Annotated in this window: 25 protein-coding genes; 10 read left to right on the forward strand and 15 right to left on the reverse strand. The window is 68.4% G+C overall.

Annotated features, from left to right (window positions below; translation table 11 throughout):
* Nucleotides 1-3: 3 nt before the first annotated feature.
* Entirely contained in the window at nucleotides 4-954 is a 951-nt protein-coding gene (locus ACYVBN_RS15395; protein ID WP_460601292.1) for a carbohydrate ABC transporter permease, read from the forward strand.
* Nucleotides 951-1796, forward strand: coding sequence for a carbohydrate ABC transporter permease (locus ACYVBN_RS15400; RefSeq protein ID WP_460601293.1), 846 nt, complete (start codon nucleotides 951-953; stop codon nucleotides 1794-1796). The genes ACYVBN_RS15395 and ACYVBN_RS15400 overlap by 4 nt, the downstream gene beginning before the upstream one ends.
* On the opposite strand, the gene ACYVBN_RS15405 is transcribed toward ACYVBN_RS15400, so the two are convergent.
* From ACYVBN_RS15405 to ACYVBN_RS15430, 6 genes are all read right to left on the reverse strand, one after another.
* A complete protein-coding gene (locus ACYVBN_RS15405; RefSeq protein ID WP_446663736.1) occupies nucleotides 1789-2640 on the reverse strand; it encodes a metal ABC transporter permease in 852 nt (283 codons plus the stop codon). The genes ACYVBN_RS15400 and ACYVBN_RS15405 overlap by 8 nt on opposite strands.
* The gene (locus ACYVBN_RS15410) at nucleotides 2637-3467 is read right to left on the reverse strand and encodes a metal ABC transporter ATP-binding protein (RefSeq protein ID WP_460601294.1); all 831 of its coding nucleotides are present in this window, start codon (nucleotides 3465-3467) and stop codon (nucleotides 2637-2639) included. The genes ACYVBN_RS15405 and ACYVBN_RS15410 overlap by 4 nt, the downstream gene beginning before the upstream one ends.
* Nucleotides 3464-4366, reverse strand: a complete 903-nt coding sequence (locus ACYVBN_RS15415) for a TroA family protein (RefSeq protein WP_460601295.1) — start codon at nucleotides 4364-4366, stop codon at nucleotides 3464-3466. Before ACYVBN_RS15415 ends, ACYVBN_RS15410 begins: the two co-directional genes overlap by 4 nt.
* 286 nt (nucleotides 4367-4652) lie before the next feature.
* A complete protein-coding gene (locus ACYVBN_RS15420; protein ID WP_460601296.1) occupies nucleotides 4653-5432 on the reverse strand; it encodes an alpha/beta hydrolase in 780 nt (259 codons plus the stop codon).
* A gap of 203 nt (nucleotides 5433-5635) precedes the next feature.
* On the reverse strand, nucleotides 5636-6013 hold the full coding sequence (locus tag ACYVBN_RS15425) for a carboxymuconolactone decarboxylase family protein (RefSeq protein WP_446663740.1): 378 nt from the start codon (nucleotides 6011-6013) through the stop codon (nucleotides 5636-5638).
* A gap of 30 nt (nucleotides 6014-6043) precedes the next feature.
* The gene (locus tag ACYVBN_RS15430; protein ID WP_460601297.1) at nucleotides 6044-8224 is read right to left on the reverse strand and encodes an MMPL family transporter; all 2181 of its coding nucleotides are present in this window, start codon (nucleotides 8222-8224) and stop codon (nucleotides 6044-6046) included.
* Between the two features lie 90 nt (nucleotides 8225-8314).
* Between ACYVBN_RS15430 and ACYVBN_RS15435 the strand changes: the two genes are divergently transcribed.
* Both ACYVBN_RS15435 and ACYVBN_RS15440 read left to right on the forward strand, forming a co-directional pair.
* Complete coding sequence (locus ACYVBN_RS15435; RefSeq protein ID WP_446663742.1) at nucleotides 8315-8731, forward strand: DUF302 domain-containing protein; 417 nt, start codon at nucleotides 8315-8317, stop codon at nucleotides 8729-8731.
* Nucleotides 8715-8975, forward strand: coding sequence for a metal-sensitive transcriptional regulator (locus ACYVBN_RS15440; RefSeq protein WP_446663743.1), 261 nt, complete (start codon nucleotides 8715-8717; stop codon nucleotides 8973-8975). Before ACYVBN_RS15435 ends, ACYVBN_RS15440 begins: the two co-directional genes overlap by 17 nt.
* 88 nt (nucleotides 8976-9063) lie before the next feature.
* Here the strand turns inward: ACYVBN_RS15440 and ACYVBN_RS15445 are convergent, their stop codons facing one another.
* From ACYVBN_RS15445 to ACYVBN_RS15480, 8 genes are all read right to left on the reverse strand, one after another.
* Nucleotides 9064-9840 (reverse strand): alpha/beta fold hydrolase, encoded by a 777-nt coding sequence (locus ACYVBN_RS15445; RefSeq protein WP_460601298.1) that lies wholly within the window; start codon nucleotides 9838-9840, stop codon nucleotides 9064-9066.
* Nucleotides 9837-11165, reverse strand: coding sequence for a C1 family peptidase (locus ACYVBN_RS15450; RefSeq protein ID WP_460601299.1), 1329 nt, complete (start codon nucleotides 11163-11165; stop codon nucleotides 9837-9839). Before ACYVBN_RS15450 ends, ACYVBN_RS15445 begins: the two co-directional genes overlap by 4 nt.
* Before the next feature lie 40 nt (nucleotides 11166-11205).
* A complete protein-coding gene (locus ACYVBN_RS15455) occupies nucleotides 11206-12537 on the reverse strand; it encodes an MFS transporter (RefSeq protein WP_460601300.1) in 1332 nt (443 codons plus the stop codon).
* Between the two features lie 116 nt (nucleotides 12538-12653).
* Entirely contained in the window at nucleotides 12654-13631 is a 978-nt protein-coding gene (locus ACYVBN_RS15460; protein ID WP_460601301.1) for a quinone oxidoreductase family protein, read from the reverse strand.
* A 10-nt stretch (nucleotides 13632-13641) separates the two neighbouring features.
* On the reverse strand, nucleotides 13642-14511 hold the full coding sequence (locus ACYVBN_RS15465; RefSeq protein WP_460601302.1) for a DUF3626 domain-containing protein: 870 nt from the start codon (nucleotides 14509-14511) through the stop codon (nucleotides 13642-13644).
* Nucleotides 14508-15131 (reverse strand): L-threonylcarbamoyladenylate synthase, encoded by a 624-nt coding sequence (locus ACYVBN_RS15470; protein WP_440281425.1) that lies wholly within the window; start codon nucleotides 15129-15131, stop codon nucleotides 14508-14510. Before ACYVBN_RS15470 ends, ACYVBN_RS15465 begins: the two co-directional genes overlap by 4 nt.
* Before the next feature lie 25 nt (nucleotides 15132-15156).
* Nucleotides 15157-15696, reverse strand: a complete 540-nt coding sequence (locus tag ACYVBN_RS15475) for a DUF1697 domain-containing protein (protein WP_460601303.1) — start codon at nucleotides 15694-15696, stop codon at nucleotides 15157-15159.
* A gap of 1 nt (nucleotide 15697) precedes the next feature.
* Nucleotides 15698-16132 (reverse strand): OsmC family protein, encoded by a 435-nt coding sequence (locus tag ACYVBN_RS15480; RefSeq protein ID WP_460601304.1) that lies wholly within the window; start codon nucleotides 16130-16132, stop codon nucleotides 15698-15700.
* A 29-nt stretch (nucleotides 16133-16161) separates the two neighbouring features.
* On the opposite strand from ACYVBN_RS15480, the gene ACYVBN_RS15485 reads away from it, so the two are divergent.
* Entirely contained in the window at nucleotides 16162-16776 is a 615-nt protein-coding gene (locus ACYVBN_RS15485) for a histidine phosphatase family protein (protein ID WP_460601305.1), read from the forward strand.
* Between the two features lie 3 nt (nucleotides 16777-16779).
* Here ACYVBN_RS15485 and ACYVBN_RS15490 read toward each other — a convergent pair whose 3' ends face one another.
* The gene (locus ACYVBN_RS15490; RefSeq protein WP_440281429.1) at nucleotides 16780-18261 is read right to left on the reverse strand and encodes a glutamate--cysteine ligase; all 1482 of its coding nucleotides are present in this window, start codon (nucleotides 18259-18261) and stop codon (nucleotides 16780-16782) included.
* Between the two features lie 152 nt (nucleotides 18262-18413).
* On the opposite strand from ACYVBN_RS15490, the gene ACYVBN_RS15495 reads away from it, so the two are divergent.
* From ACYVBN_RS15495 to ACYVBN_RS15515, 5 genes are read left to right on the forward strand one after another with little or no spacing between them, the layout of a single operon-like run.
* Nucleotides 18414-19595 (forward strand): exonuclease SbcCD subunit D, encoded by a 1182-nt coding sequence (locus ACYVBN_RS15495; RefSeq protein ID WP_460601306.1) that lies wholly within the window; start codon nucleotides 18414-18416, stop codon nucleotides 19593-19595.
* A gap of 58 nt (nucleotides 19596-19653) precedes the next feature.
* Entirely contained in the window at nucleotides 19654-22941 is a 3288-nt protein-coding gene (locus ACYVBN_RS15500) for an AAA family ATPase (RefSeq protein ID WP_460601307.1), read from the forward strand.
* A gap of 60 nt (nucleotides 22942-23001) precedes the next feature.
* Nucleotides 23002-24240 (forward strand): pyridoxal phosphate-dependent aminotransferase, encoded by a 1239-nt coding sequence (locus ACYVBN_RS15505; RefSeq protein ID WP_460601308.1) that lies wholly within the window; start codon nucleotides 23002-23004, stop codon nucleotides 24238-24240.
* Between the two features lie 12 nt (nucleotides 24241-24252).
* Nucleotides 24253-24852, forward strand: coding sequence for a histidine phosphatase family protein (locus ACYVBN_RS15510; RefSeq protein ID WP_460601309.1), 600 nt, complete (start codon nucleotides 24253-24255; stop codon nucleotides 24850-24852).
* Between the two features lie 47 nt (nucleotides 24853-24899).
* Nucleotides 24900-25292: a VOC family protein gene (locus ACYVBN_RS15515; RefSeq protein ID WP_460601310.1), complete on the forward strand. Its 393-nt coding sequence runs from the start codon at nucleotides 24900-24902 to the stop codon at nucleotides 25290-25292.
* The last annotated feature ends 50 nt before the right edge of the window (nucleotides 25293-25342 follow it).

Consider the following 25342-nt stretch of genomic DNA (forward strand, 5'->3'; position numbering starts at 1 on the left):
TACATGGCGACCACGATCATCGACGACGGCGCGTTCATCGAAGCTCGTCCCACAACGGGCAGGCGGCGCGGCGGCGGCTCGGACGAGAACCGCGCGGGGTGGGCGCTCAGTGTGCCCTTCCTGGTGCTCTACGTCCTCTTCCTCATCGGACCGGCGGTCTACGGCTTGGTCATGAGCTTCTTCAATGCCACGTCGGTCAAACCCGGGCTCGGCGAGTCCGTCGGGCTGGACAACTACCGCGACATCTTCACCAGCTCCGACTTCTGGTCCTCAATGGGCCACACGGTCTGGTTCACGGTCCTGACCACCCCGCCGCTGGTGATCCTCGCATTCCTCTTCGCGATCCTCGCCGAGCGTGTTCGGCACGGAAAAGCGTTGGTGCGCTTCATCTTCTTCGCTCCCTTCGTGCTCCCGGTCACGTCGGTGACGATGATCTTCACCTGGCTGTATGCCGGTGACATCGGGCTGATCCCCCACTGGATCGACAAGCTCGGGATGACGCCGCCGAACCTGCTCGGCGAGACCAAGTGGGCATTCATCTCGGTGGCCGCGCTGACCGTGTGGTGGACGCTCGGCTTCAACTTCGTGTTGTTCCTCGCCGGACTGCAGGACATCCCGACCGACGTCTACGAGGCGGCAGCGGTCGACGGGAGCAGCCCGACGCGCACGCTGCGGTCGGTCACGCTGCCGCTGTTGCGGCCCACGATCGTGCTGGTCACCATGCTGCAGATCATCGCCAGCCTGCAGGTCTTCAACCAGATGTATCTGATGACCGGCGGTGGCCCGGGCACGTCGACCAGGCCGGTCATGGAATACATCTACGACATCGGGTTCTCCGACTACCGAGCCGGTTACGCCTCCGCCGCGACGATCGTCTACTTCGTGATCGTGGCCGTGGTCTCGGTCGTGTGGTTCTTCCTGCGTCGTCAGTCCAACAAAGGAGTCGGCGCATGACGACGAACGCACTGGACTACAACGGCCGGTCGCGCGCCTTCAAGATCTTCTCCGTGCTCGTGCTGGGCGTCTTCGCCGTCATCTGGGCGATCCCGCTGCTGTTTGCGGTGGACACCTCGCTGAAGCCGGAGGGTGAGATCGCGGCGCACCCGACGAGCTGGTGGAGCTCCAACTTTTCGCTGGACGCCTACAGCAAGGTCATCGACAACACGCCGATCCTGACCTGGTATCTCAACAGCCTCATCATCGCGGTCCTGACCGTCGTGCTGACGCTGCTGGTGACCTCGATGATCGGCTTCGCGCTCGCCCAGACCCGCTTCTCCGGCCGAGGCGGGCTCATCGCGCTGGTGCTGGCCGGGCTGCTGATCCCCGGCCAGATCCTCGTGCTGCCGCTCTACCAGATCGTGCAGGGGATGCACCTGCTCAACACCTACTGGGCGATGGTGCTTCCGGCGGCCGCCGCACCGGTGGCGGTCTTCATCTTCGAGTCTTTCTTCAGCGGGCTGCCGCGTGAGCTCGTCGATGCCGCACGCATCGACGGTGCGTCGTGGTTCGGCATCTACTGGCGGGTCTGCCTGCCGCTGTGCCGCCCGGCTGTCGCCGCCGTCGCGATCTTCACCTTCGTCACCAGCTGGAACAACTTCCTGTGGCCGCTGCTCGCACTCAGCAACGTCGACCAGATGACGATCCCGGTCGGTATGGCGACCGTGTCCGGCGGTTTCGGCCTGCTCTACGCACAGCTGATGGCCACCGCGGTGCTCGGAGCGCTGCCGCTCTTCGTGGTGTTCCTGCTCTTCCAGCGACAGATCGTGCAGGGCATCGCCGGCACCGGCATCAAGTAGCCGCTGCCACACCCGCAGGTCGGGCATCCCGACGGACCAGGCCCGCCGCGAACGACACCGCATAGATCGCGAAGCTCACGAAGCAGATGAGCACGCTCGCCTTGATGTCGGTGTCACTCAGGGCGAGGCTCAGCAGGAACCCGCCGTCAGCGGCCACCAGCGCGAACACGACCGAAAGCGCAGTGAACGCAATGGGATTCGCGGTCCACCGGCGGGCTGCGGCGGCCGGAGTGATCGCGAGGCTGAGCACCAGCAGGGTGCCAACGACCTGCGCCGCCTCGGTGACGGTCAGCGCCAGCAGGACCAGGAAGACCAGCCCCAGCCGGTGCACCGGCACTCCACGCGCGATCGCCACGGCCGGGTCGACCGACGCGAACAGCAGTGGGCGGAAGATCACCACCATGGTGATCACCACCAGGACCGAGAGCACACCGAGGATCACGATGTCCCGCGTCGAGGCCGACACGAGTGATCCGAAGAGGATATTGGTGGCTGCCGACGAGAAGCCGTCGTAGAAACTCAGCAGGAAGACACCGAGCCCGAGACCGAAGGCGAGCACGACTCCGATCGCCGTATTGCTCTCGCTGCGCCGTCGGCCCAGCAGCGCGAATGCCGTTGCCACCACAAGGGATCCGACAAGCGCGCCACCGACCGCGTCGCCGGCGATCAGCAACCCCGCGACTGCGGTCGGGAAGGAAAGCTCCGCCGTGCCGTGCACCGCGAACGCCATGTCACGCATGACGACGAACGGGGCGACCAGACCGCACGTCAGGGCGATCAGGGTGGCTGCAATGAGGGCGTGTTGGGCGAACGGGTAGTGCAGCATCTCCGTCAGGTTGCTCACGAGACGGCCACCTCGGCAGGCCCGCAGTGATGCGACTGCTCCGGTGTCTCGCCACCGCCGACCACGATGACCCGCCCGCGGACGCGGAGAACGTCGACGGGTGCGCCATACAGGCCGGACAACTGCTCGGTGGTGAGCACTTCGTCGGGTGTGCCGACCGCCCAGTTACCGCCCACGAGATAGATGATGCGATCGACGTAGGGCAGGATCGGGTTGATCTCGTGCGTGACCATCACGACGGCTGTGCGTGAGGACCGCCGTCGGGCATCGAGCAGCTCGAGGACGCCTTCCTGATGCCGCAGATCCAGTGAGGTGAGCGGCTCGTCGCACAGCAACACCTTGGGGTCGCTCATCAACGCCTGGGCGATGCGCAGCCGCTGCTGCTCGCCGCCGGAGAGTTTGCCCACCGGTGCGTCGGCGTATGACGACGCACCCACTGCCTGGACCATCGCGTCAGTGGCGGCGCGGACCGATGCACTCGCCCAGGGGCGGCCGAAGCGGTGCCCGTCCGCGCCGAGCGCGACCAGGTCACGGCCGCGCAGTCCGAGGTCGCCGTCGAAGATCTTCTGCTGCGGGATGTAGCCGACGTCCGAACTGCCGCGCAGTGGCTTCCTGCCCGCGACCGTCACCGAGCCACCGGACAGCTCCTGCAGCCCGAGCAATGCGCGCAACAGGGTTGTCTTGCCGGCTCCGTTCGGGCCGAGGATCGCGACGAACTCACCCGCCTGGATGTCCAGATCGAGGCCGGACCACAGGGTCCGTCCACCGAGGGTCAGGGTGGCACCCCGGAAGGCGATCACCGTCGCGTCGGTGGGTTCGTCCTTCATGCAGACTTCTCCAGAGCGGCTCGTAGTTGCTTGACCTGCTTCAGCTGCCATGCCTGGTAGCTACTGCTCTTCTTCGGCATGGTCTCGGTGACCGCGACCAGTGACACACCGGCCGACGTCGCCTGGTGCTTCAGTTGCTCGGTCTGCTTGTCGGTGACCTGGCTGTTGTAGATCAGCGCTCGGACCGTGTGCTTCTGCAGGGCTTTGTCGAAGGCAACAGTATCGCCCGGACTCGGGTCGTCGCCCTCCTCCACCGCTCGAGGGAAGCCGGCCGGTATGCCGAGCTGCAGACCGGCGTCGGCGAGGAGGTAGCCCGCGACCCGCTCGGTGTAGGCGATCTTCGCGCCGTCGTCCTTCGTCCTGATCGACTGCACCACCTTCTCCACCGGCTGCAATGACTTGGTGAACTTCGCGGCGTTCTTGCGGTAGTCGGCGGCGTGGCTCGCGTCGATCGTGCCGAGCTTCTTCGCGATGGCGTCCGCCACCTTCGCCATCTTCGGGACGTCGTACCAAAGGTGCGGGTTGGCGTCGTCGCCACTCACGCCGAGCACCTTCGCAGCGGTGATGACCGTCTGCTTCCGGGAGTCCGCGGACGAGGTCAGCTCGTCCATGAAGCTGTCGTAGCCCAGACCGTTCTCGACGATCAGCTCTGCGTCGTAGACGGTCGCGGCGTTCTTGGCGCTGGACTCATACCCGTGCGGGTCCACGTTGGGGTCGCTGAGCACCGACGTCACCTGGACGTGTAAGCCGCCGACCTGCTTCACGATGTCGCCATAGACGTTGGTGCTCGCCACGACTCCGATCCGACCGTCGGAGTTCCCCGTGCCCTTGGCATCCGAGCCACACCCGGTGAGTGCCACCAGCGGCACAACAGCGGCGACCGCCCAACGCAACTTCATTCGCTTCCCCGAATCCGTATTGATAGTCATTCTCGTTAAGGAGACAGTAGCAGCACGCCTGCGCATCACCGAATCGACCACACATCGACCACGCCCGTGCGCGATCCCGAGTCGCAGCCCAAGCCCGGCCCCCTTCAGGTCCCCCACATCGGCCAGTGACGGCTTCCTCGCCGAGCGACGGTTGTATGGCGCCGTCAGTCGGCGATCTCGCCGTCACTCGGCGTGTGGGCGGGTGGCCAGGCGGTCGGAAGGACTCGGCCGAGCCAGGAGCAGTTCGACTACTCGACTACGTGTCGCTGAAGCTCGTCAGGGTGCCCCAGCGGTCCGGCGCCTCTGTCGCAGCGAAGATCGCCGCCTGCGAAATGGCCCCGCCCAGGTCGTTGTGCCCACGGCCGGGCAGGACGACCCGATGAGCGATCCGGAGGTTCTCCGCCAGAGCAGCACTCATCCGAGTCGGCACCACCACGTCATCCGCTCCATGGATCAGCAGTGTGGGCACCTCCACCTGCCCCGCCTTGGCGAGACTGTCGAACCGGTCTCCCGCGGTGAACAACCGGGCAGGCACAAAGCGCGCATGATGCCGCACCATGCCAGCAGTGGAGGTGAAGGGCGCCGACAGGACCAGACGACCGCCGTAACCTCGCGTGGCCATCTCAACGGCGACCGCGGTCCCCAGCGAGTGCCCGAGCAGGACGGTCTGTTCTGGTTCGAGCCCGGTCTCCCGGCGCAGGTGCTCGAGTATGGCGACAGCTGCGGCATACAAGCTGGACTCGCTCGGCTGCTGATCGGCTGCGAGTCCATAGCCGGGATACTCCACTGCCACGAATCCGAGTCCGGTCGCCACGACAGCATCCATCAGCGGCCCGGCGTCGCTGAGTTGTTGAGCGTTGCCGTGAAAGTAGACAACGGTGCGCCCCGTGACGGGCGGCGTGTGCAGGGCGAAAGCAGGCTCGGGACCCGGCGTTCGAATGATCTCTGCACCATCCCCGACGTCGACCGGCTCTGCTGAAGGAACGGGATAGACAGTCCGCCTCAAATAGCGGACGACAGCCGCGTGACCGAACACGACAGTGACGCTACCGCTCACCTACCCAGCAGCCGTCGGAAGCCTCTCCGCTCGGGCTGGGTCTTCTCCGGGTGGCCGGGGCACCAGTCCGCCTCCGGGACTCTCGCGCGCACGTTCTCGATGTGAGCACCGCATCCGGTCCAGGTGGTCTTGCCGCAGCGTTTGCAACGGGTCGGTCGGCACATGATGGATCCTCCTCGGTGTCAGGCCGGCTGCTCGCCGGATTCGAGTGCGTCGGCGAACTCGCAGAACGCGTCGTACGCTCGCGCGCCGTGGACGGTGGCGGGTCCGCCGTGCATCAGGAAGGTGACACCGATGGCTTCGGCGGCTTCCTGTCGTGTTGCGCCTGCGCGTGCCGCCGACTGTCCGTGAGAAGCGATGCAGCCATCGCATCCCTCGACCACCCCGATCGCCAGCGCGATCAGCTCCTTGGTTCTCCGGTCCAGCGCACCGTCGGCGAACGCCGCCGCCGACAGTTGCCCGAATCCTCGATAGACATCGGGTATCGCGTGACGCAGCTCGCGATGGAGCGGAGCGAGCTCGTGCAGGGTGGCTTTGCCGTGCGGACTGTGATCGGTCATGGCATGAATCTCCTTCGTGCGGTTGGTTGTTCAGTGCGAGAAGCGGATGGTGGGCAGGATCCGGCGCAGCCAGGTCGGACACGCCCAGGCGGCCCGGCCGGTCAGGCGCAGCAGGACAGGAAGCAGGACCAGGCGCACCAGGAATGCGTCGAGCAGGACCGCGACCCCGAGGATGACGCCCATCTCCTTCGGCGGCAGTGGGCCGGACAGCGAGAAGGTGAAGAAGACCGCGACCATGACGGCTCCTGCGGCGAAGATGACGCGTCCGGACTGCGCGACTGCTCCGACCATGGCGTCGTGCGGGCTCTTCGATTTCTCCCAGTGCTCCTTCGCCGAGGCGAGCAGGAAGACCGTGTAGTCCATCGCGACGGCGAAGATCATCGCGAAGAAGAACACCGGCGCCCATGCGTCGAGGAAACCCTGCGACTCGAAACCGAACAGTCCGCTGAGGTGACCGTCCTGGAAAATCAGGCGTGCGACACCGAACGCTGCCGCTGTCGACAGCAAACTCACCAGCGTGCCGAGCAGCGCGATCAGCGGGGCCTGGAGGGCGATCAGCAGCAGCACGAAGCCGAGCGCCAGCACGATGCCGATGACCCACGGAGTGGATCGGTCGAGCTGGTTCTTCAGATCGAGGTTCTCCACGGCGGCCCCTCCGACGACTGCTCCCTGAGGGAGGTTTTGGCGCAGCCGGTCGACGGTCTGTTTCAGACCGGGATCGGACGGGTCGGTCTTCGGCATCGCCTGGATCACCCGGTATGGCGTGCCGTCGGTGGACGGCTGGGCAGGAAGGGTTGCCGCGATCCCGTGGTCGGCGGCGACGGCCGCCGCGGCGGTATCGGCTTCCGCCGCGGGAGCGACGACTTGGAGCATGCCGGGTGCGCCCGGCCCGAACGCCGATTGGACACGGTCGTAGCCGACCCGGGCGGGTGCGTCCGCGGGAAGCACCTTGATCGAGGGCATCGCCGTCCGCAGACCGGCGATCGGTGCGGCGAGGGCCACGAGCACGATCAGCGCGGCTGCGCCATACGCCACGGGCCGACGCCACAGTCGCTCGCCCCACTTCTCGAAGGCAGGTGACCGATGCTCGGTGACTCGCGACCACGGCAGCGCCAGTTTGTTGATCCGGGTGTCGAGTTTGCCGAGCACGAGAGGTAGCAGGGTCAGGGTCGCGGCCAGCACGAAGACGACGGCCAGCATGATCCCGCCGGCCATCGACCGGAAGGCCGGTGACGGCACGATCTCCACCGCCGACAAGGCGACCAGCACCGTCAGACCGGACAGCAGCACGGCCTTACCCGCGGTGTCCATGGTTTCGGCGACGGCACGTTCCCGGGTGCTGCCGGGGACTGCGCGAGCGGCCCGGTAACGGACGACGAGGAAGAGTGCGTAGTCGATGCCTAGGGCGAGGGCGAACATCATCGCGAAGTTCATGGCCCAGATGGACACGGGCACCAAGGCATTGATCAGCACCAGCGAACCGGCCGACGCCACGAGACCGGCCAGGGTCAGCAGCAGTGGCAGGCCCGCGGCGACCAGTGCACCGAACGCGAGGACCAGGATCGCCAGCGTGACCGGCCACGAGAGCATCTCCGACTTCAGCATCGCGTCGAGGTTCGCCGCGTTGAAGTCGGCCCACAGCTGGGACGCCCCGGTCGGCGTGACCTGAACACCGTCGCCGGACAGCGCGATGAGTTCGGGCTTCAGGTCCACGGCCGCACGAACCATGTCGTTCGTATCGGCGCCGGCGCCGCCGATCACGATGGCCGTGTGCCCGTCCTCGCTGAGCGTCGCGCCGGGCTCCGGAGCGATCACTGTGGCGATCCGGTGATCGCCACGCAGAGCTTGCTCCACCTGACCGGTGATCCGCTGCCCCTGCGGCGAGGTGAGCGGTGCGTCCTCGCTGTGAATCACCACTTGCAACGCGGAGCTGGCGTTCCCGCCGAAGTGCTCCTGCGCGAGTTGTCGGGCGGCCACCGACTCCGAACCACTGGCCTGCCAGCCCGCTCCGGACAAGGACGCCTCGACCCGAGGCGCGAAGACGCCGAGTCCGAGCACGATGAGCACCCACAACGCCAGCGTGATTCGTGCGTGGCCGAGCACTGCGAGGCCCAGCCGGCCCAGCGGTCCGGGCGGCGACTCGGCGCCGGCGGCGCCGTCGGTGCGGTGTGTTGCGTCCGGTGCGTCCGGTGTCGATCGACTGAGCCTCATCGTTTCCTCTCCTAACCCCCTGGGGGGATGTGAGATACTATAGATATCCCCCCCAGGGGGATATGCAAATCACACGAGGAGAGGATTGAGATGAATGACTTCACGATGCGTGTCTCGGTCGCGCAGCCGTACGACGAGACCGTCACTCGCGTCCGCGAAGTGCTCGCGGACGCCGGGTTCGGCGTGTTGACCGAGATCGACATGGCCGCCACACTTCGCGCCAAGCTCGGCGTCGAGGTCGAGCCGCGCATCATCCTGGGTGCTTGCAATCCGTCGCTCGCCCACCAGGCCCTCGATGCGGATCCGCGAGTCGCGACCCTGCTGCCGTGCAACGTGGTGGTCGCCGCCGACGGAGCCGACAGCGTCGTCGAGGTCTTCGACCCCGCCGTGATGACCGATTTCAGCCCTCGGCTCGCCGGCGTCGCCGGTGAGGCACGGACGCGACTGTCAGGGATGATGAATGCGTTGACCAGCGACCGGAGAGACAGTGATGCAACTAGAGCCTGACGAGATCACCGCGATCATCACCCGCCTCAAGCGGGCCAACGGACACCTTGCGTCCGTGATCCGCATGCTCGAGGACGGAGCCGAGTGCGAGGACGCCCTCACCCAGCTGGCGGCGGTCAGCAAGGCGGTCAGCAGGGGCGGGTACGCCCTCGTCGCAACCGGGCTCGAACGCTGCCTGGCCGAGGGTGGCCGCGACAGCGTGGACACCAAGAAGCTGGAGAAAGTGTTCCTCGCGCTCGCCTGATGCGCCACGCGAAGCGAGCACACGCACAGCGTCCTTCACAGGGTCCTTGGCAGCTGGGCGCGTGGTGTTCGTGGCCCCTCGCCCGGAGCTACGACGCCAGCCAGTCCGCGATCGTCCGGCCGAGTGCGCGGTCGGCAACTGCGCTCATGTGATTGCCCGGGATCTCCGCGAAGCTGCCGTGCGGGACGGCAGCGGCGAGCCGCTCGGCACCCTCCCGATGGTCGGTGTCCTGCGCACCGCAGATCGCCAGTAGGGGTTGCGAAATCGCAGACAGCTCAGCGGGATCCGTGCGCACGCTGGAGCGCCATACGCCGCGCAGGGCGACCGGGTCCGAGCCGGTCTGTCGCATGAAGATGCGCGCCTTGCCCGCTGCCGACCGCTTGTCGACCTCCTGGTCGAGGTCGAACGCGGTCTCGTAGACCTCATCGCGCGTCTTGAGGTTCTCGATGCCGTCCAGACCCATGCCCGCGGTGATCAGCCGCGCCGGAGTTGCGCCGCGCAGCACCATCCGCACGGCGGTGTGTGCGCCCAGCGAGTAGCCGCCCAGGTCGTAGTCGGTCAGCCCGAGCTGCTCGATCAAGGCCGCACCGTCCATCGCCAACACGTCCGGCGGGTATGCCGCCGCGTCGTGCGGTTGCGCACTGTCACCATGCCCTCGCAGGTCCGGCATGATCACCCGAAAGCCTTTGTCGGCAACGGTCTTCGCGTGTCCGTAGCGGATCCAGTTGGTGAGCGCGTTGGACACGAAACCGTGGATCAGCACCACCGGCCGGCCGGCGCCCAGCTCGCGCCATACGAGCTGGGCACCGTCGAACGAGGCGAACCGGTGCAGCGTCGGCTCAGCCGCGCCAGCCGGCGTGCTCATGCAAGCGAACCCATCGGGTCCCACGCCGGGAGCACGATCGGGTCTGCGTCGACTGCGGCCTGCAACTCGGCGGGCAACTGGTCGCGCCGCGCAGCGATCTCGAAGACGTATTCACCGAACCAGGAATCGTTCATCGTGTAGAAGCCCTTGTCGGCCTTCTCGTCGCCCCAGGAGTTCTCGACCCGCCACTTGCGAGGGGTGTCGCCGTCCAGGTCCACACCGGTGAGCAGCATCGCGTGCGTCATCAGCGTCTCGTGGAACTCCAGGCGAGCCGCCTTGTCGAGCTCGAACCGCGTGTCATAGACACCCTCGAAGTCATAGAGCCCGGCATCCCAGACACCGGTCTCCCGCTCCATCATCTGACCGACATCGCACCCGAACCAGACCGGCTCACCGGACTTGATCGCCTCGGCCGCCAGCGTCTTCAAGGTGTCCGACGGGACATTGAGGTAACGCACCGGCGCTCCGCCGACGATGTTGCCCAGATGGTCGACGGTGAAGGTGCGGCCGCGAGGGCTGGTCGCACGCGGGTCGTCCACCAAACACACGTAGTCATTGACGTCCACGGTGAGATAGCGATCGCGGAACTCCGCCGGTGTCAGCATCCCGTCGCGGTGGAACTCGCCCTCGTCATCGGTCCACTGCCACTCGAACTCCGTGGGCGGCGTACCCAGGTGAATGGCCAGGATCCGGTAGGCCGCCGACATCACCCGCGAGCGGATCTGCTCGACGGCAGCATCGTCGCCTGCCACCCGGATGTCCCGCGCGGCCTGACGCAACAGGCTGCGCAGGCTCTTGTTCATCGCCGCCGTGTTGGACGACGACTCCGTCTCCGGCATCACCGACTTGGGCACGACGCCGTGCTTGGTGACGAGTGCCGCAAACATGTTCCACTGCCCGCCGTCGCCCATCACGTCCTCCAGCACGAAGGACAGCGTGCGGTCGTCCGAGGGACGGTCGGACAGCTCGACGATCGACTGCAGGAAGTAGTTGCAGCGCTCGAGCTTGTCCCAGAAGAGGGGGTAGTTCTGCGAGAGCTCGAAGTCCTTGACGCCCAGCTTCTCCATCACACCGGCGCGTAGCAGATTGAGACCGGCGAACATCCAGCAACGGCCGCTCTTGCGCTGGTTGGTCACCGGCCACTTGTCGAGCCGGTGCGACATGGACCGGTCGATGCGGGTGACGACCGACCGGTCGAGCGCGACCTGCGTGATCGGAGTGCTCGTCACGGCGTTCTGGAACAAGCGATTGACCGAGCGGGCGTCGAACTCCTTGCGGAGAAGTTCGACGTCCTGCTCGGTCAACGGGTTTGGAGTGTGGCTCATGAACTCAGCTTCTCACGAGCCCGGGGAGGATGGACAGCGATCACCGCACCGGGTCGATGCTGCGCTCCTCCTCACGCTCGTAGTCATCCAAAGCGCCTGTGGCGCCACCGAATTCGTCGCCGACCTCGTGAGAGATCTGCGCGGGCGAGTCGGCTCCTGCGACGTGGTGACCGTCCTCGTCCATACCCTTGTCGGCGGCAGCCAGCGTGCGGTGCGCCGTGCTCAGCAGAACAGCCGCCAGAACCGCGGTCACCGCAGCGATGGCGAACGGCAGGTGCAGGTTGTAGTGCTCGACCAACTTGCCGGCGACGAACGGGGCGAGACCGCCGCCGATGAAGCGGACGAAGCCGTATGCCGCCGAGGCGACCGGTCGCTCGACCGGCGAGATCACCATGACCGCCTGGGTGGTCAGCGTGTTGTTGATGCCGATGAAGATGCCGGCCGCGATGACGGCGCAGATCAATACCGTGCGGTGGGTCGGCCAGATCGCGATGATCGCTAGGTCGACCGCGAAGAGGGTGAGGGCGGCATACAACGTTGGGGCGGTGCCGAAACGACGCTGCAGCCACGGCGCACCGAAGACAGCGAAGATCGCGACCAGGATGCCCCAGCCGAAGAAGACGAAGCCGAGCTGGATCGCCGACAGCTTCATCGGGAACGGCGCGTAACCGAGCATGGTGAAGAACGCCCAGTTGTAGAACAGCGCCGCGACACCCATGGTCAGCAGGCCACGGTGGGTCAGCGCCTTCAGCGGGGCGAGCACCGAGGTGTGCGTCGCGGGCTTCGGGGTCTCCGGCAGGAAGAAGACGGTCGCGATCAGCGCGATGAGCATCAGCACCGAGACGCCGAAGAACGGTCCACGCCAAGACATTTCGCCGAGCAGTCCGCCGAGCAGCGGGCCGCAGGCGATACCGACGCCGAGCGCCGTCTCGTAGAGGATGATCGCGCCGGCGAACCCGCCGGTCGCGGAGGACACGATGACCGCCAGCGAAGTCGCGATGAACAGCGCGTTGCCGAGGCCCCAGCCGGCCCGGAAGCCGACGATGCCGTTGATCGAACCGGCCGCGCCGGCCAGCCCCGCGAACACCACGATGAGCGCCAGCCCGGCGATCAGCGTCTTCTTCGCACCGATGCGGCTGGACACCGCGTTGGTGATGAGCATCGCGACGGCGGTGACGACCAGGTAGCTGGTGAACAGCAGCGTCACCTGGCTCGGCGTTGCGTGCAGCTGCTCCGAGATGGCCGGCAGGATCGGGTCGACCAGACCGATGCCCATGAACGACACGACACAGGCGAAGGCGACGGCATACACCGCCTTCGGCTGGTTGAACATGGAAGGCCGTTGCTTCTCAGCGGCCGCAGGATGACTCACTGCTTCGCTCCTTGCACATCTGGACGACTTCAGAACCATCCAGAACTATATGCATTGACTATATATATTTCAAGTCGAGGGCTCGCGGCGTCATCGGCGCACCGCGCCGGCGACCGTCAGGGAATCAGCAGCAGCTTGCCGGTGGTGTTGCGCCCCTCCAGCGCCTCGTAGGCGGCCGCCGCGTCACCGAGCGGGAACCGGCCGCCGACCTCGAGGGTCAGCGTGCCACCGGCGAGGGCGCCGAGGATCTCGGCAGAGCGCCACAACAACTCCTCACGATCGGCGACGTAGGACGCGAGCGTCGGACGAGTGACGAAGAGTGAGCCCAACTGGTTGAGGACCTGCAGGTCGAGCGGGTCGACCTGCCCGCTCGCGCCGCCGAACAGCACGCCCATGCCCCGCGGCCGCAACGACTTCAGGGACGCGTCGAAGGTGGCCCTCCCGACACCGTCGTAGGCGACGTCGACGCCGCGGCCGGCCAGGCGACGAACCTCCTCGGCCAGCGCGTCGCCGCTGAACCGGCGGTAGTTGATCGTGTGGTCGGCGCCGAGCTGCCGTGCGATGTCCAGCTTCTCGTCGCTCCCGGCCGTCGCGATCACTGCGGCACCGCGGCCGCTGATCAGCTGCACCAGCAACTGGCCCACTCCCCCGGCCGCCGCATGGACGAGGGCGATCTGTCCCGACTGCACCGGCCAGGTGGAGGTGACGAGGTAGTGGGCCGTCATGCCCTGCAGCATCGCCGCCGCAGCGATGTCCAGGTCGAGTCCGCCGGGCACCGGGACCACCCGGGCAGCGGGCAGATCGGCCAGCTCCGCGGCACTACCCATCGGCCCGGCCCACGCGACGCGATCACCCACCGCAACGTCGGTCACCTCCGGGCCGATGGCCTCGACGGTGCCGGCGCCTTCCTGGCCGAGCACGAACGGCGTCTGCATCGGGTAGACGCCCTGACGCTGGTAGACGTCGATGAAGTTCACGCCCGCCGCGGCGACCCGCACCTGCACCTCACCCGGCCCCGGCGGCGGAACGTCGACCTGCTGCACCTCGAGCACGGACCGGTCACCCGGCTTCGTCACCACCAGAGCACGTGTCATGCCTGCAACTCTAGCCAGCAAGCCGCGTGCGGCGACCTTCCGCGGTGCCGAACCTGGCGACGTAGTGCCATAGCTGTTTGACCGCCTGCGGGTGGTGCTTCCCGGTCCGCGCCACGTCACCGACGCGTCGCGGTGTCAACTGGCCGCCGAGCGCGTACTCCGTTGCCAGAGCCACGATTTCGGGGCCTCGAAACGCCGGGTGGGCGACGATGTCGGCCATGTTGGCCACGAACCCCTGGTGCCATTCGACCGGGCACGGCAGCTGCCGGGACGCCGTTTCGACGGTTGTGCCGCGGAAACTCGGATCGAGCACCATCGCCTCGACGTCGGTCGCCAGCTCGATATGACCGTGCACGTGCGCCTCGACGTAGTCGTCGAGCAGATCCCGACCGTCTGCGTCTGCGAGCTCAGTGAGCGAACAGGACGCTGCCACACCGAAGTTCGCTGGGCTGTCGAAACTGTCCGGGTAGCAGAACGTGGTGCGTTCCAGCGTGTGCGCCGCCAGCCGGATGTATGCGGACCCGAACCGCGGCGACCCACCCGTGCTGCGGAGCCGGTGGTTCAACGCGCCGTACTTCGGGCGCAGCTCCGGGTCCGCACCGTCATACACGCCACCGAACATCCTTTGCTCCCAGCGGAACCGGTCGCCACCCCGGAACGCGGTCAGGCCACCGTTGCTCGTGCCCGTCACGAACTGTGACGTGTAGATCCCTTCGCGGGCAAGACGTTCGATGACGAGGTCGGACGACCCGGGCGAGGCCCACCGGTCAGGATGGAAGCTGCAGGTGACCCGCAACGCGGCGTTGAGCGGCGGGCCGTCGGCGCGTGACGCCACTTCGGCAACCGCCGCAGCGACCGGGCCGGCCGGCAGATAGGTCATGCCTCGAACGGAGTGGGGTCGCCGGCGCCGACCCGGACGACCTCGGCATACCCGTCGGAGAAGTCGACGACGGTCGTCGGCTCGATGCCGCACTCGCCGGAGTCGATCACGGCGTCGACCTGGTGGTCGAGTGCGTCCTTCACCTGCCAGCCGTCGGTCAACGGGTCCTCTTCGTCCGGCAGCAGCAGCGTGCTGGTCATAATCGGCTCGCCGAGTTCGGCGACCAGCGCACGCGCGACCGGGTGATCGCTGATGCGGACACCGACCGTCTTCTTCTTCGGTTGCTGCAGCCGGTGCGGCACCTCCGACGTCGCCGGCAGGATGAACGTGTAGGGCCCGGGCGTCGCCGACTTGATCGCCCGGAAGACCCGGTTGTCGACGTGCACGAGCTGCCCGAGCTGGGCGAAGTCGCGACACATGAGGGTGAAGTTGTGCTTGTCGTTCAACTGCCGGATGCGCACGATCCGGTCACGACCATCACGGTTGCCCAGCGTGCACCCGAGCGCGAAGCACGAGTCCGTCGGATAGGCGATCAGGCCCCCATCGCGCAGGATCTGCACGGCCTGCGCGATGCTGCGCGGCTGGGGGTCCCGGGGATGCACGTCGAAGTAGCGAGCCATGAGCCCACCGTACGACCCGCGAGCGTCAGCCGCCCCATTTGTCGGCGAGGGCGCGCACCACCTTCAGATCACGCGTGGTGGCGACCACGCCACCCCGCTCCAGACGCGCATTCGAGACCTTCGCCTCATGGGTCGGTTTGGCCAGCCACCAGTGCAATTCGGCACCGTCGGGGTGCAGCCGCTCACCCGGCTCGGACCACTGCGCCAACTCCGCGGCGCGGTCCTGCGGCAACGGCTCCCGGAAGAAGGTGACGTAGCGGCGCAGGGTGTCGCCGGCCAACGGGTCCGACAGGCCGTCGGCATACGCGGCGACCGCCCGCAGTTGTGCCGGGCTGCGGACGACACACGGTATGGCGAAACCGAACTCGGCCTGAAGCAGCTTCTCCAACGCGACAGCGAGCTTCACCGGGCTGCGCATGGGAGTGCCGACGTGCACGTTGCCGCTCTGGATGTGCGTCTGCACGTCGTCGAACCCCGCCGCGGTGAGCACCTCCCGCAGGCGTTGCATCTTCACCCAGCGCCCGCCGACGTTGACCGCCCGCAGCAGCACGACGTGCCGTGGCACGTCAGTCCGCCTGGTGCATGGTGACCTCGGTGGGAAGCGCCACGGTGCGGCTGACCGTGCACAGCCGCTCGTGCGACTTCTGGATCGCGTCGGGCAGCACCGCCCGGGCCGCGTCGCCGTCGGTGCCCTCGGGGAAGGCGATCCGGAACGTCACGTCGATCGGGCCCATGTGATTGCCCTGTTCGTCGCGCAGCTTGTCCCCTTCCGCGACAACCTCGAAGCGGGTCGGCTCACTGCGGCGGGTGGTGAAGATGTCGACATCGATGCCGGTGCAGCCGGCGATCGCGGTGAGCAGCAACTCGACCGGGGTGAACTGGTCGTCTCCCCCGCTGCCGAAGTCGAACGTGCCGCCGCGCGCGTTGGTCGCGCGGAACGTGCCGGGTGCGGTGCGGGCGATGGTGACGGAGCGGTGGGCGTCCGAAGGTTGAGTCGTCATACGCCAAGACTGCCAGTAGCGTGAGCCGTGTGAGCGCACACTCCGAGCACAGCATCGTCCTAGTCCGTCATGGAGCGACCGAGTGGTCGCGTAACGGGCGCCATACGGGCACCACGGACCTGCCACTGCTGCCCGACGGCGAGGCCGATGCGCGCAAACTGCGCGATCAGGTCGCCGAGCTGGACGTCGTGGCCACCTTCTGCAGCCCGATGCAGCGCGCGCGCCGCACCGCAGAACTCGCCGGCCTGACCGACCTGCGTTTCGACGACGACCTGCGCGAATGGGATTACGGTGCGTACGAAGGGCTTTCGACGCCGCAGATCCGCGAGAAGCTCGGCGATCCGTCGTGGGAGATCTTCGCCGACGGCGTCGAGCCGGGTGCCACCCCCGGGGAGACGGTCGAGGACGTCGCGGCGCGGGTCAGCCACGTCGTGCGCCGCGTCGTGCCGCTCATGGAGATCGGCAACGTCGCTCTCGTCGCGCACGGCCACTCACTGCGGATCTTCGCCGCAATCTTCCTGCGGCAGGAGGCGCGGATGGGCGCTCAACTCATCCTCAATGCCGGGTCGCTGTCGACCCTCGGCTTCTACCACGGCACACCGTGCATCCAGCGGTGGAACACCGGCGGCGACCTCGCAGGGTAGCCATCAAGGGAGCTTCCAGGTGTGCACCGGCTCCCCACCGTGCATGTTGTCCAGGTAGTGGCGCAGCATCTCCACCAGTGCGCTGGCGCGATCCTTGCCCTTGGCCTCCAGGGCCCGCACGCAGTCGATCTGCCACGACGCGCCGTTCTGGCCGGTGCGGCAGCGCTCCTCGATGACGCCGAGGTAGCGGTCACGCACCTCGGTGGCGACGCCCCATGACTTCAGGCCCTCGTCCGCCATCGGCAGCAGGTGCCGCAGAGTGAGTTCGTCGGCGCGCACCTCACCGGAGCCCGGCCAGTAGACCTTGGCGTCGATCCCGCGACGAGCGCAGCCCGCGAAGTTGTCCTCCGCGGCCGCGAAACTCATCCGCGTCCACACCGGACGGTCGGAGTCGGCCAGTGTCCGCACGACTCCGTAGTAGAAGGCACTGTTCGCCATACAGTCCACGATCGTCGGCCCGGCCGGCAGCACGCGGTTCTCGACCCGCAGGTGCGGGCTGCCGTCCACGATGTCGTAGATCGGGCGGTTCCAGCGATAGACGGTGCCGTTGTGCAACCGCAGCTCGGCCAGCTGCGGCGCGTCGCCCGCCTCGAACACCGCCACCGGGTCCTCGTCGGTGGACTCGGGCAGCAGCGCCGGGAAGTAGCGGACGTTCTCCTCGAACAGGTCGAAGATCGAGGTGATCCACCGTTCCCCGAACCACACCCGCGGGCGCACGCCCTGATTCTTCAGTTCGACGGCGCGGGTATCGGTCGCCTGCTCGAACAGCGGCACCCGACTCTCATGCCACAGTTCCTTGCCGAAGAAATAGGGCGAGTTGGCCCCGATCGCCAGCTGCACCGCGGACATCGCCTGCGCAGCGTTCCAGTGATCGGCGAAGCGATGGGGCTGCACCTGCAGGTGCAGCTGCACCGAGGTGCAGGCCGATTCCGGCGCGATGGAATCGGCGAACATTGCCAGCCGATCCCCGCTGGAGCCCTCGATGTCGATGAAGATGTCCTCGCCCCGCGCGGCGAAGATCGCCTCGTTGAGCGCCGCGTAGCGAGCGTTGGCACTCATCCACTCGGTGGTGAAGTGCTCGGGCATCAGCGTCGGCAGGATGCCGATCATCGCGATCTGGGCACCAGCCGCGTTGGCCTGCTGCTCGGCGCGGTTGAGGCTGTCACGCAGATCCTTCTCCAGCTGCAGCGCTGCATCGCCGGGCAACGGACGCGGGCTGACGTTGAGCTCGATGTTGTACTGCCCGAGCTCGGTCTGGTAGTCCTCGTCGGCGATGCTGGTCAGCACGTCGGCGTTGCTCATCGCCGGTTGCAGATCGTCGCCGACGAGGTTGAGCTCGATCTCCATCCCGGTCAGCTGGCGCTCGAAGTCGAAGCTGTGTGTGTGCAGCATCCGCTCGAAGACGTCCAGGTCCTGCCGCACCTTCTCGCGATACCGCTGTCGTTGCTCGCGGGTGTATGACGTGGCGGCGACTTCCTTGCCCATCAGAGCCTCCTCCTGGCGACCGGCGTGACCACACGCTTGCACATTCTCCGGCCGACCGGCGGGAAAACGCGGCTGTCCTCGTCAGGCGGACGATCCGCCACACGCCGAGGACGCTGCCGGACGCTGTCGGCGGTGGCTCCTACCCTGCTGCCATGCGCCTGATTCACACCTCCGACTGGCACCTGGGACGCAGCTTCCACGGCGCCTCACTGGAGCAGGCTCAGGCGGCATACCTCGACCACCTGGTGGAGGTGGTGCGCACCGAGCGCATCGACGCAGTGCTGGTCTCCGGCGACGTCTACGACCGGGCACTGCCCGGCCCCGGCAGCGTGCAACTGCTCGATGAGACTCTGGTGCGGCTGCGCGACGCCGGTGCAACGGTGGTGATCTCGGCCGGCAACCACGACTCGGCCGTGCGGCTCGGCTTCGGCTCCCGGGTTTTGGCGCACGGCGGCGTCCACATCCGCACGGACCCGGCGTCGGTCGGATCACCGGTCCTGCTGGACGGCGTGGCCGTCTACCCGCTGCCCTACCTCGAGCCGTCGCTGTCCTGCTCGGCTCTTGACGCCACGGAGGCCACCCACGCCGGTGTGCTGCGCGCCGCGATGCGGCGCGTGCACACCGACCTGGCCGGCCGCGACGTGCCCGGGGTCGTGATGGCGCACGCCTTCGTCGTCGGGTCGGCGACCTGTGAGTCCGAGCGGGACATCACCGTCGGCGGTGCCAGTGCCGTGCCGGCCGCCACGTTCGACGGCGTCGCGTATGCCGCCCTCGGCCATCTGCACGGCGCCCAGGACGTGGCCGGCGTCGGCCGCTACAGCGGCTCACCGGTGGCCATGTCGTTCTCCGAGACCGGTCACCGGAAGAGTTCGGTGCTCCTGGAGATCGGTTCCGGCGACCCGGCAGTGACCACCACGTTGATCGAGGCGCCCGTGACGCGGCCACTGGCCAAGCTGAGCGGCACCCTCGACGAGTTGCTCGCCGACCCCGGGCTGACGTCGGCCGAAAGCGCCTGGTGCCAGGTCACCTTGACCGACAGCAACCGACCGCTCGGGGCCATGGAGCAACTGCGTCGACGGTTCCCGCACACCGTGCACCTGCTGTTCGACCAGCCCGTGCGGCAGTTGCGGGACCACCGCTACACCAGCAAGGTCGCCGGCAAGGAGACGCTGGACCTGTGCTGCGACTTCTTGGAGCACACACGCGGCGGCGCGTCCGCCACCGACGCCGAACGCAGCCTGTTGCGGCAGGCCCTGGAGCAGACCCGCCTGCAACGCGCCGCACAGGACGGCCCCGACCGCGTCCACACCGTGGGCGACACCGGTGCGGCATGAACACCACACGGAGCCTTCCGTCGACTCGCTGCTCGGACAGTTCGAAGGGGCCCGGCTCATGAGACTGCACCGACTCCGGCTGCAGGCGTTCGGGCCGTTTGCCGGCACCGAATGGGTGGACTTCGACGACCTGGCCGCCGCAGGTCTGCACCTCATCCACGGTCCGACGGGCGCCGGCAAGACCAGCATCCTGGACGGCATCTGCTTCGCGCTGTTCGGCGGCGTGCCGGGCGGCCGGATGCAGGGACGCGACACGTTGCGCAGCGACCACGCCGATCCCGGTGTGCGACCCGAGGTCGAGTTGGAGTTCGGTGTGGGTGACCGCCGCCTGCGGGTCCGGCGGTCCCCCGAGCACCAGGTGCCCAAGAAGCGCGGCTCCGGCACTCGCACCCAGCGCGGGAGTGTGACGCTCGAGGAGCGCCGCAACGGCGCCTGGCAGACGGTGGGGACTCGCCATGACGAGGTCGCCCAGACGATCGGTGACCTGCTGGGCATGGGCCTGCCCCAGTTCGCACAGGTCATGCTGCTCCCGCAGGGCGAGTTCACGGCCTTCCTGCGCGCCAAACCCGACGATCGCGGGCGGTTGCTCGAGCGGCTGTTCGACATCAGCGACTTCGCGGCCCTCGAGCAATGGCTCACCGCACACCGCAAGGCGTTGGAAGCACGCGCGATCGAGGCGCAGGCCCATCGCGGGGCCTTGCTGGCTCGCGCGGCGGAAGCGATCACCGAGCTGGAGGTGACCGAGCTGGAGGTCACCGGCACGGACGAGCCGGCCACGCACGACACAGCGTGGGACGGCAGCGCGGCCGGACTCGACCGGCTCACGGCGACGCTCTCCGAGGCGCTGACGACCGCCTTGGCCGCTGCGGATACCGCGGCGGGCGACGTCGACCGGTGGCGCGGCCGGCTACAGGCCGAGCAGACCCTGGCCGGTCTGCAGCGGCAGGCCCGGGCCGCCCAGCAGGCCATGGACCGGGTCGCCGCCGAACGCCCTCGGGTGCGCGCCGCACGTGATCGGCTGCAGCTGGCCGAGCGGGCAGACCGGTGCGCTCCGGCGATCGTGGCGCTCACCCGCCGCCGGGCAGCGCACGATGCTGCCCGGCAGGACGCCGACTTCCGACGCCACGAGCTCGTCCGGCGCGCGGCCTGGAGTGTGCCGGAGCCGTCGGCCGAGAGCGCTCTGTCGGAGTCGGCGCTCGTGCCGCTCGCCGAGCGGGCCGAAGCGGGCGGAGCCGCGCTGGCCGGCCACGCCGAGTTGCGCCGGCACCAAGACGACGTCGCCGGCCAGCTCGAAGCGACCCGCACCGCCGTCGAGGAGGCCACGGCGGAGGTGGACCGTCGCCGCGCCGCCGTGGCCGCGGCCGGACGCCAGCTGGAGGACCTCGACGCACGCCGCGCCGCCGTGCAAGCGGCGGCAACTGCGCACCCGCACTGGGATCGCCTGCACCGCGAGGTCGATCTCGCGTGCCAGGCGCTCGACGCTGCGACGAGCGACGTGGACGCCGCGATCGCCGCCGGTGATCGCCACCGACAGACCCAGCGGCGCTGGGCCGCGGCCGAGCGCGAGGTGCTCCGCCTGCGGACCGCACGCGTCGACGGCATCGCCGCCGAACTGGCCGCCGACCTGGGCCACGGGGACCCGTGCCCCGTGTGCGGCTCGGCCGACCACCCCCGACTCGCTCGCCGCGCCGATGGTCATGTCGACGCCGAGCAGGTCGCAGCTGCGGAACACGCGGCCGGGACCGCACTGACCGCCGCCGAACGCGCGGGCAGTGCCTGGTCCACCACCGTCGGGCGCGCACACAGTTCCAGCCGGGCGGCGCTGGAGGCGATCGGCATCCTGGCCGCGACCGACGCGGAGCCGCTCGACGAGGTCGGCGCGGACCGGCAGCGGGTGCTGCAGTTGCGCACCGAGCTGCGCGCTGCGACCGAGAGTGCACATGCTCGGGCCGCGGCGGCGCTCGACGGCTTCGGTGACGCGGCGATGGCGACCGACGAAGCGAAGGTCGCCTCCGAGGCGTTGTCGGCGGCGCTGGTCGAACTCGCCGGTTCGTTGACGCCTGGTCGCCACGAGATCGCCGACCGCGCGGCCGCCGCCCAGTCTGCGGTCCGGCAACTGCAGGTGGTCGACGATCAGCTCGCGGCGTTCGACGCCGAGTGGCACGCTGCTCGGGATGCGGTTCGCACCGCAGAGGAGGCTGTGCAGCTGGCCTCGGCACGTGTCGAGGCGCTGCAGGAGCAACGAGCGGCCCTGGACACACGCACGAGGCAGATGGGCCGCGAGCACGACGACGTCTGCGGCTGCGCGCCGGGAGCCCAGGACCTCGACGCGACGACCGATCCGGTCGCGACCCACCGGGAGTGCGTCGCGCTGCTCGACCGGTTGGTGGCCGCCGCAGCAGCACAACGCGCTGCGGCCGCCGAGCTCGCCACGGCGCGCCAGGAGCTCGACGCCGTGCTGGAGCACACCGGTTTCGCGGACCAGGCCGCCGCGGCGGCGGCACGGCTCGACGAGCACGACGTCCGGCAGGTGCAGGCCATGCTCGAGCGGGCTCGCTCCGACGAGGAACGCGCCACCGGGGTCCTCGAACAACCGGAGGTCGCTGCGGCAGTCGCTGCTCCCCCTGCCGACTGCGAGACCGTCGCCGCAGAACTGGCCGTTGCCGAGCGGACCGCTCGGCACACCCGCGATGCCGTCGCAGAGGTGCGCCGCGCCCTCACCACCCTGCAGCGCATCGGTGCCGAACTCGCTGCCCACGACGCAGAGCACGCCACGCTGCAGGAGGAGTTGTCGGTGGCCACCTCGGTCGCCACGGCGGTGACCGGCTCCGGGGACAACACGATGCGCATGCGGCTGACGGCATACGTGCTGGCCGCCCGGCTGGAGTCGGTGACCGCGCTGGCCAACGAGCGACTGCAGGCGATGACCGGTGGCCGTTACCAGCTGGAGCACACCGACGAGCGCGCTGCGCACGGCAGCAAGAGCGGGCTCGGCCTGCGCGTGCGTGATGCCTGGACCGGCACCACTCGTGACACGGCGACGCTGTCCGGAGGTGAGTCGTTCATCGCGTCCCTGGCCCTCGCGCTCGGGCTCGGCGACGCCGTCCTGGAGGCGGCCGGCGGGCGCCGGCTCGAGACGCTGCTGGTGGACGAGGGGTTCGGCTCCCTCGACGAGGACAGCCTCGAGCAGGTGCTGGACGTTCTGGACGGTCTGCGCGCTGGTGGCCGCACCGTCGGCATCGTCAGCCACGTCGCCGAACTCCGCACCCGCATACCCGCTCAGATCCGGGTCCGCAAAACCGCGCACGGCTCGACGTTGCAGGTCCACACCGACGCGGTGGCGTGACACCGGGCCACGCCGCGGACACGGCCACCGATGTGCTCCTTCCCGTGGGAAACTGGCGTGGTGCGGCCCATCAAACAGTCCAAGAAGCTCCAGGACGTCCGGTATGACGTGCGCGGACCGATCCTGGTGGAGGCCGAGAAGCTGGAGGCTCAGGGTCACCGCATCCTGAAGCTCAACATCGGCAACACCGCACCGTTCGGGTTCGAGGCGCCGGACGCCGTGCTGCGCGACATGATCCACAACCTGCCGCAGTCCCAGGGCTACAGCGACAGCCGCGGGATCTACTCGGCACGGACCGCCGTGGCCCACTACTACCAGTCGCACGGATTGACCGACACCACCGTCGAGGACGTCTTCATCGGCAACGGCGTCTCGGAGCTGATCAGCATGGTGCTGCAGGCCTTCGTCGACGACGGCAACCAGATCCTGGTGCCAGCACCGGACTATCCGCTCTGGACCGGCGCGGTGTCACTCGCCGGTGGCACCCCGGTGCACTACCGATGCGACGAGGAGAACGACTGGAACCCCGACCTGGCCGACATCGAGGCCAAGGTCACCGCCGACACCCACGCTCTGGTGGTGATCAACCCCAACAATCCCACCGGCGCCGTCTACTCCGAGGACACCGTTCGGGGGCTGGTCGACATCGCCCGACGGCACGATCTGGTGCTGATGGTCGACGAGATCTACGAAAAGATCCTCTTCGAGGACGCCGTGCATCACCACGCCGCGACCTTCGCCGGTGACGACGTGCTGTGCCTGACCTTCAGCGGCCTGTCCAAGGCCTACCGCGCCTGCGGCTACCGCGCCGGGTGGCTGATGGTGTCCGGACCCAAGCACCTCGCGGCCGATTTCCTGGAGGGCCTCACCCTGCTGGCCAACATGCGCATGTGCGCCAACGTGCCGGGTCAGCACGCGATCCAGACCGCGCTCGGCGGCTACCAGTCGATCAACGAGCTCATCGGCCCCGGCGGGCGGTTCTACGAACAGTCCATGACCGCGTGGCGATTGCTCAACGAGATCCCCGGGGTCAGCTGCGTCAAGCCCCGCGGCGCGCTCTACTGCTTCCCCCGCCTCGACCCGGCGGTCTACCCGATCGAGGACGACCAGCAGTTCGTCATCGATCTGCTGCGAGCGGAGAAGATCCTGGTGACCCACGGCACCGGCTTCAACTGGTCCGAGCCGGACCACTTCCGGCTGGTGACCCTGCCGGACGTGGAGGTCCTCACCGAAGCCATCGGCCGGATCGCCAACTACCTCAGCGCTGTCCGCGCCGGCGCGCCGGTGGCAGCTCGTTGAGGTGACGTTGACATGACGATGCTGCACTGCCCCGCGACCGTGTTGCTCGCGCGACACGGCGAGGCGGCATACGAGAGCACGACCTGGTCCGGCGAAGGCGGCTCGCTGACCCGGGACGGCCGGGCGCAGGCCGCAGCGCTCGCCGACCGGTTGCACGGCCGACGCGTCGTCCACGTCTACAGCAGCACGATGGCCCGGGCGGTCCAGACCGCCGAGATCGCGGCCGCACGGCTCGGTGTCGACGTGACCACCCGCACCGGGCTGCAGGAGTTCGCGGTCGGCGACCACTACGGCGTCGCACGCGACACCGATCCCTTCGCCGAGACCTTCCGGCGCTGGCTCGACGACGACCTGTCGCTGCGGGTGCCGGGCGGTGAGACGGGCGACGAAGTCGTCGCGCGGGCCAACACGGTGCTGGGCGACATCGCCGACGCCCACCCCGGCGAGACCGTGCTGGTCATCGCGCACGGCGGCATACTCACTCTCGCCGTCCGCAACCTGCTGACCTTCGCATCGGGTGTCAAGCCAAAGGTTTTCGCCAATTGCGCATTCGCCGAGACCGAGTTGCGCGGGGACGGCTGGCGGCTGACGGGCTGGTCGGAGCCGGACTGACCGGGACAGGCCGTGGGGCTGTCGGAGTCCTCTGCGAGGCTGCTCCCATGACGGATGACATCACCGGCCGGGTCGGCGCGCTCGCCTCCTTCTCCCTCCAGTGTCCGGACGCACCCGCGTTGGCCGACTTCTATCGGCGGCTGCTCGGTGGACGCGAGGCCTTCCGGGCTCCGGACGGCTCCGTCGTCGCGGTGGCCGTCGGCGACGTGTTCCTCACCGCCATGCGGGTTGACGACTACCGGCGCCCGATCTGGCCGGATCCCCACGGTCCGGCGATCGCGCACCTGGACATCGCGGTCGACGAGCTGGTCGTCTCCGTGTCGGAGGCCGAGGCCCTCGGAGCGGTCCAGGCATCGGATCAGCCGGCCCCTCACCTCTTCCGCGTCCTCCTCGACCCGGCCGGGCACCCGTTCTGTCTGACGACGGCCCGGCCGGACTGAGCCGGCTGCCACTCCTGCGGTGCCACCGGGCGGGCAGCCCCGTGGCACCG

The sequence above is a fragment of the Flexivirga lutea genome, assembly GCF_054778955.1.

Bases quoted from the DNA above. Each gene is read 5' to 3' on its own strand.
- ACYVBN_RS15395 (WP_460601292.1), top strand. From the start codon at position 4: ATGGCGACCACGATCATCGACGACGGCGCGTTCATCGAAGCTCGTCCC.
- ACYVBN_RS15400 (WP_460601293.1), top strand. From the start codon at position 951: ATGACGACGAACGCACTGGACTACAACGGCCGGTCGCGCGCCTTCAAG.
- ACYVBN_RS15410 (WP_460601294.1), bottom strand. From the start codon at position 3,467: ATGAAGGACGAACCCACCGACGCGACGGTGATCGCCTTCCGGGGTGCC.
- ACYVBN_RS15415 (WP_460601295.1), bottom strand. From the start codon at position 4,366: ATGAAGTTGCGTTGGGCGGTCGCCGCTGTTGTGCCGCTGGTGGCACTC.
- ACYVBN_RS15425 (WP_446663740.1), bottom strand. From the start codon at position 6,013: ATGACCGATCACAGTCCGCACGGCAAAGCCACCCTGCACGAGCTCGCT.
- ACYVBN_RS15430 (WP_460601297.1), bottom strand. From the start codon at position 8,224: ATGAGGCTCAGTCGATCGACACCGGACGCACCGGACGCAACACACCGC.
- ACYVBN_RS15435 (WP_446663742.1), top strand. From the start codon at position 8,315: ATGAATGACTTCACGATGCGTGTCTCGGTCGCGCAGCCGTACGACGAG.
- ACYVBN_RS15440 (WP_446663743.1), top strand. From the start codon at position 8,715: ATGCAACTAGAGCCTGACGAGATCACCGCGATCATCACCCGCCTCAAG.
- ACYVBN_RS15445 (WP_460601298.1), bottom strand. From the start codon at position 9,840: ATGAGCACGCCGGCTGGCGCGGCTGAGCCGACGCTGCACCGGTTCGCC.
- ACYVBN_RS15450 (WP_460601299.1), bottom strand. From the start codon at position 11,165: ATGAGCCACACTCCAAACCCGTTGACCGAGCAGGACGTCGAACTTCTC.
- ACYVBN_RS15460 (WP_460601301.1), bottom strand. From the start codon at position 13,631: ATGACACGTGCTCTGGTGGTGACGAAGCCGGGTGACCGGTCCGTGCTC.
- ACYVBN_RS15465 (WP_460601302.1), bottom strand. From the start codon at position 14,511: ATGACCTATCTGCCGGCCGGCCCGGTCGCTGCGGCGGTTGCCGAAGTG.
- ACYVBN_RS15470 (WP_440281425.1), bottom strand. From the start codon at position 15,131: ATGGCTCGCTACTTCGACGTGCATCCCCGGGACCCCCAGCCGCGCAGC.
- ACYVBN_RS15480 (WP_460601304.1), bottom strand. From the start codon at position 16,132: ATGACGACTCAACCTTCGGACGCCCACCGCTCCGTCACCATCGCCCGC.
- ACYVBN_RS15490 (WP_440281429.1), bottom strand. From the start codon at position 18,261: ATGGGCAAGGAAGTCGCCGCCACGTCATACACCCGCGAGCAACGACAG.
- ACYVBN_RS15495 (WP_460601306.1), top strand. From the start codon at position 18,414: ATGCGCCTGATTCACACCTCCGACTGGCACCTGGGACGCAGCTTCCAC.
- ACYVBN_RS15500 (WP_460601307.1), top strand. From the start codon at position 19,654: ATGAGACTGCACCGACTCCGGCTGCAGGCGTTCGGGCCGTTTGCCGGC.
- ACYVBN_RS15510 (WP_460601309.1), top strand. From the start codon at position 24,253: ATGACGATGCTGCACTGCCCCGCGACCGTGTTGCTCGCGCGACACGGC.
- ACYVBN_RS15515 (WP_460601310.1), top strand. From the start codon at position 24,900: ATGACGGATGACATCACCGGCCGGGTCGGCGCGCTCGCCTCCTTCTCC.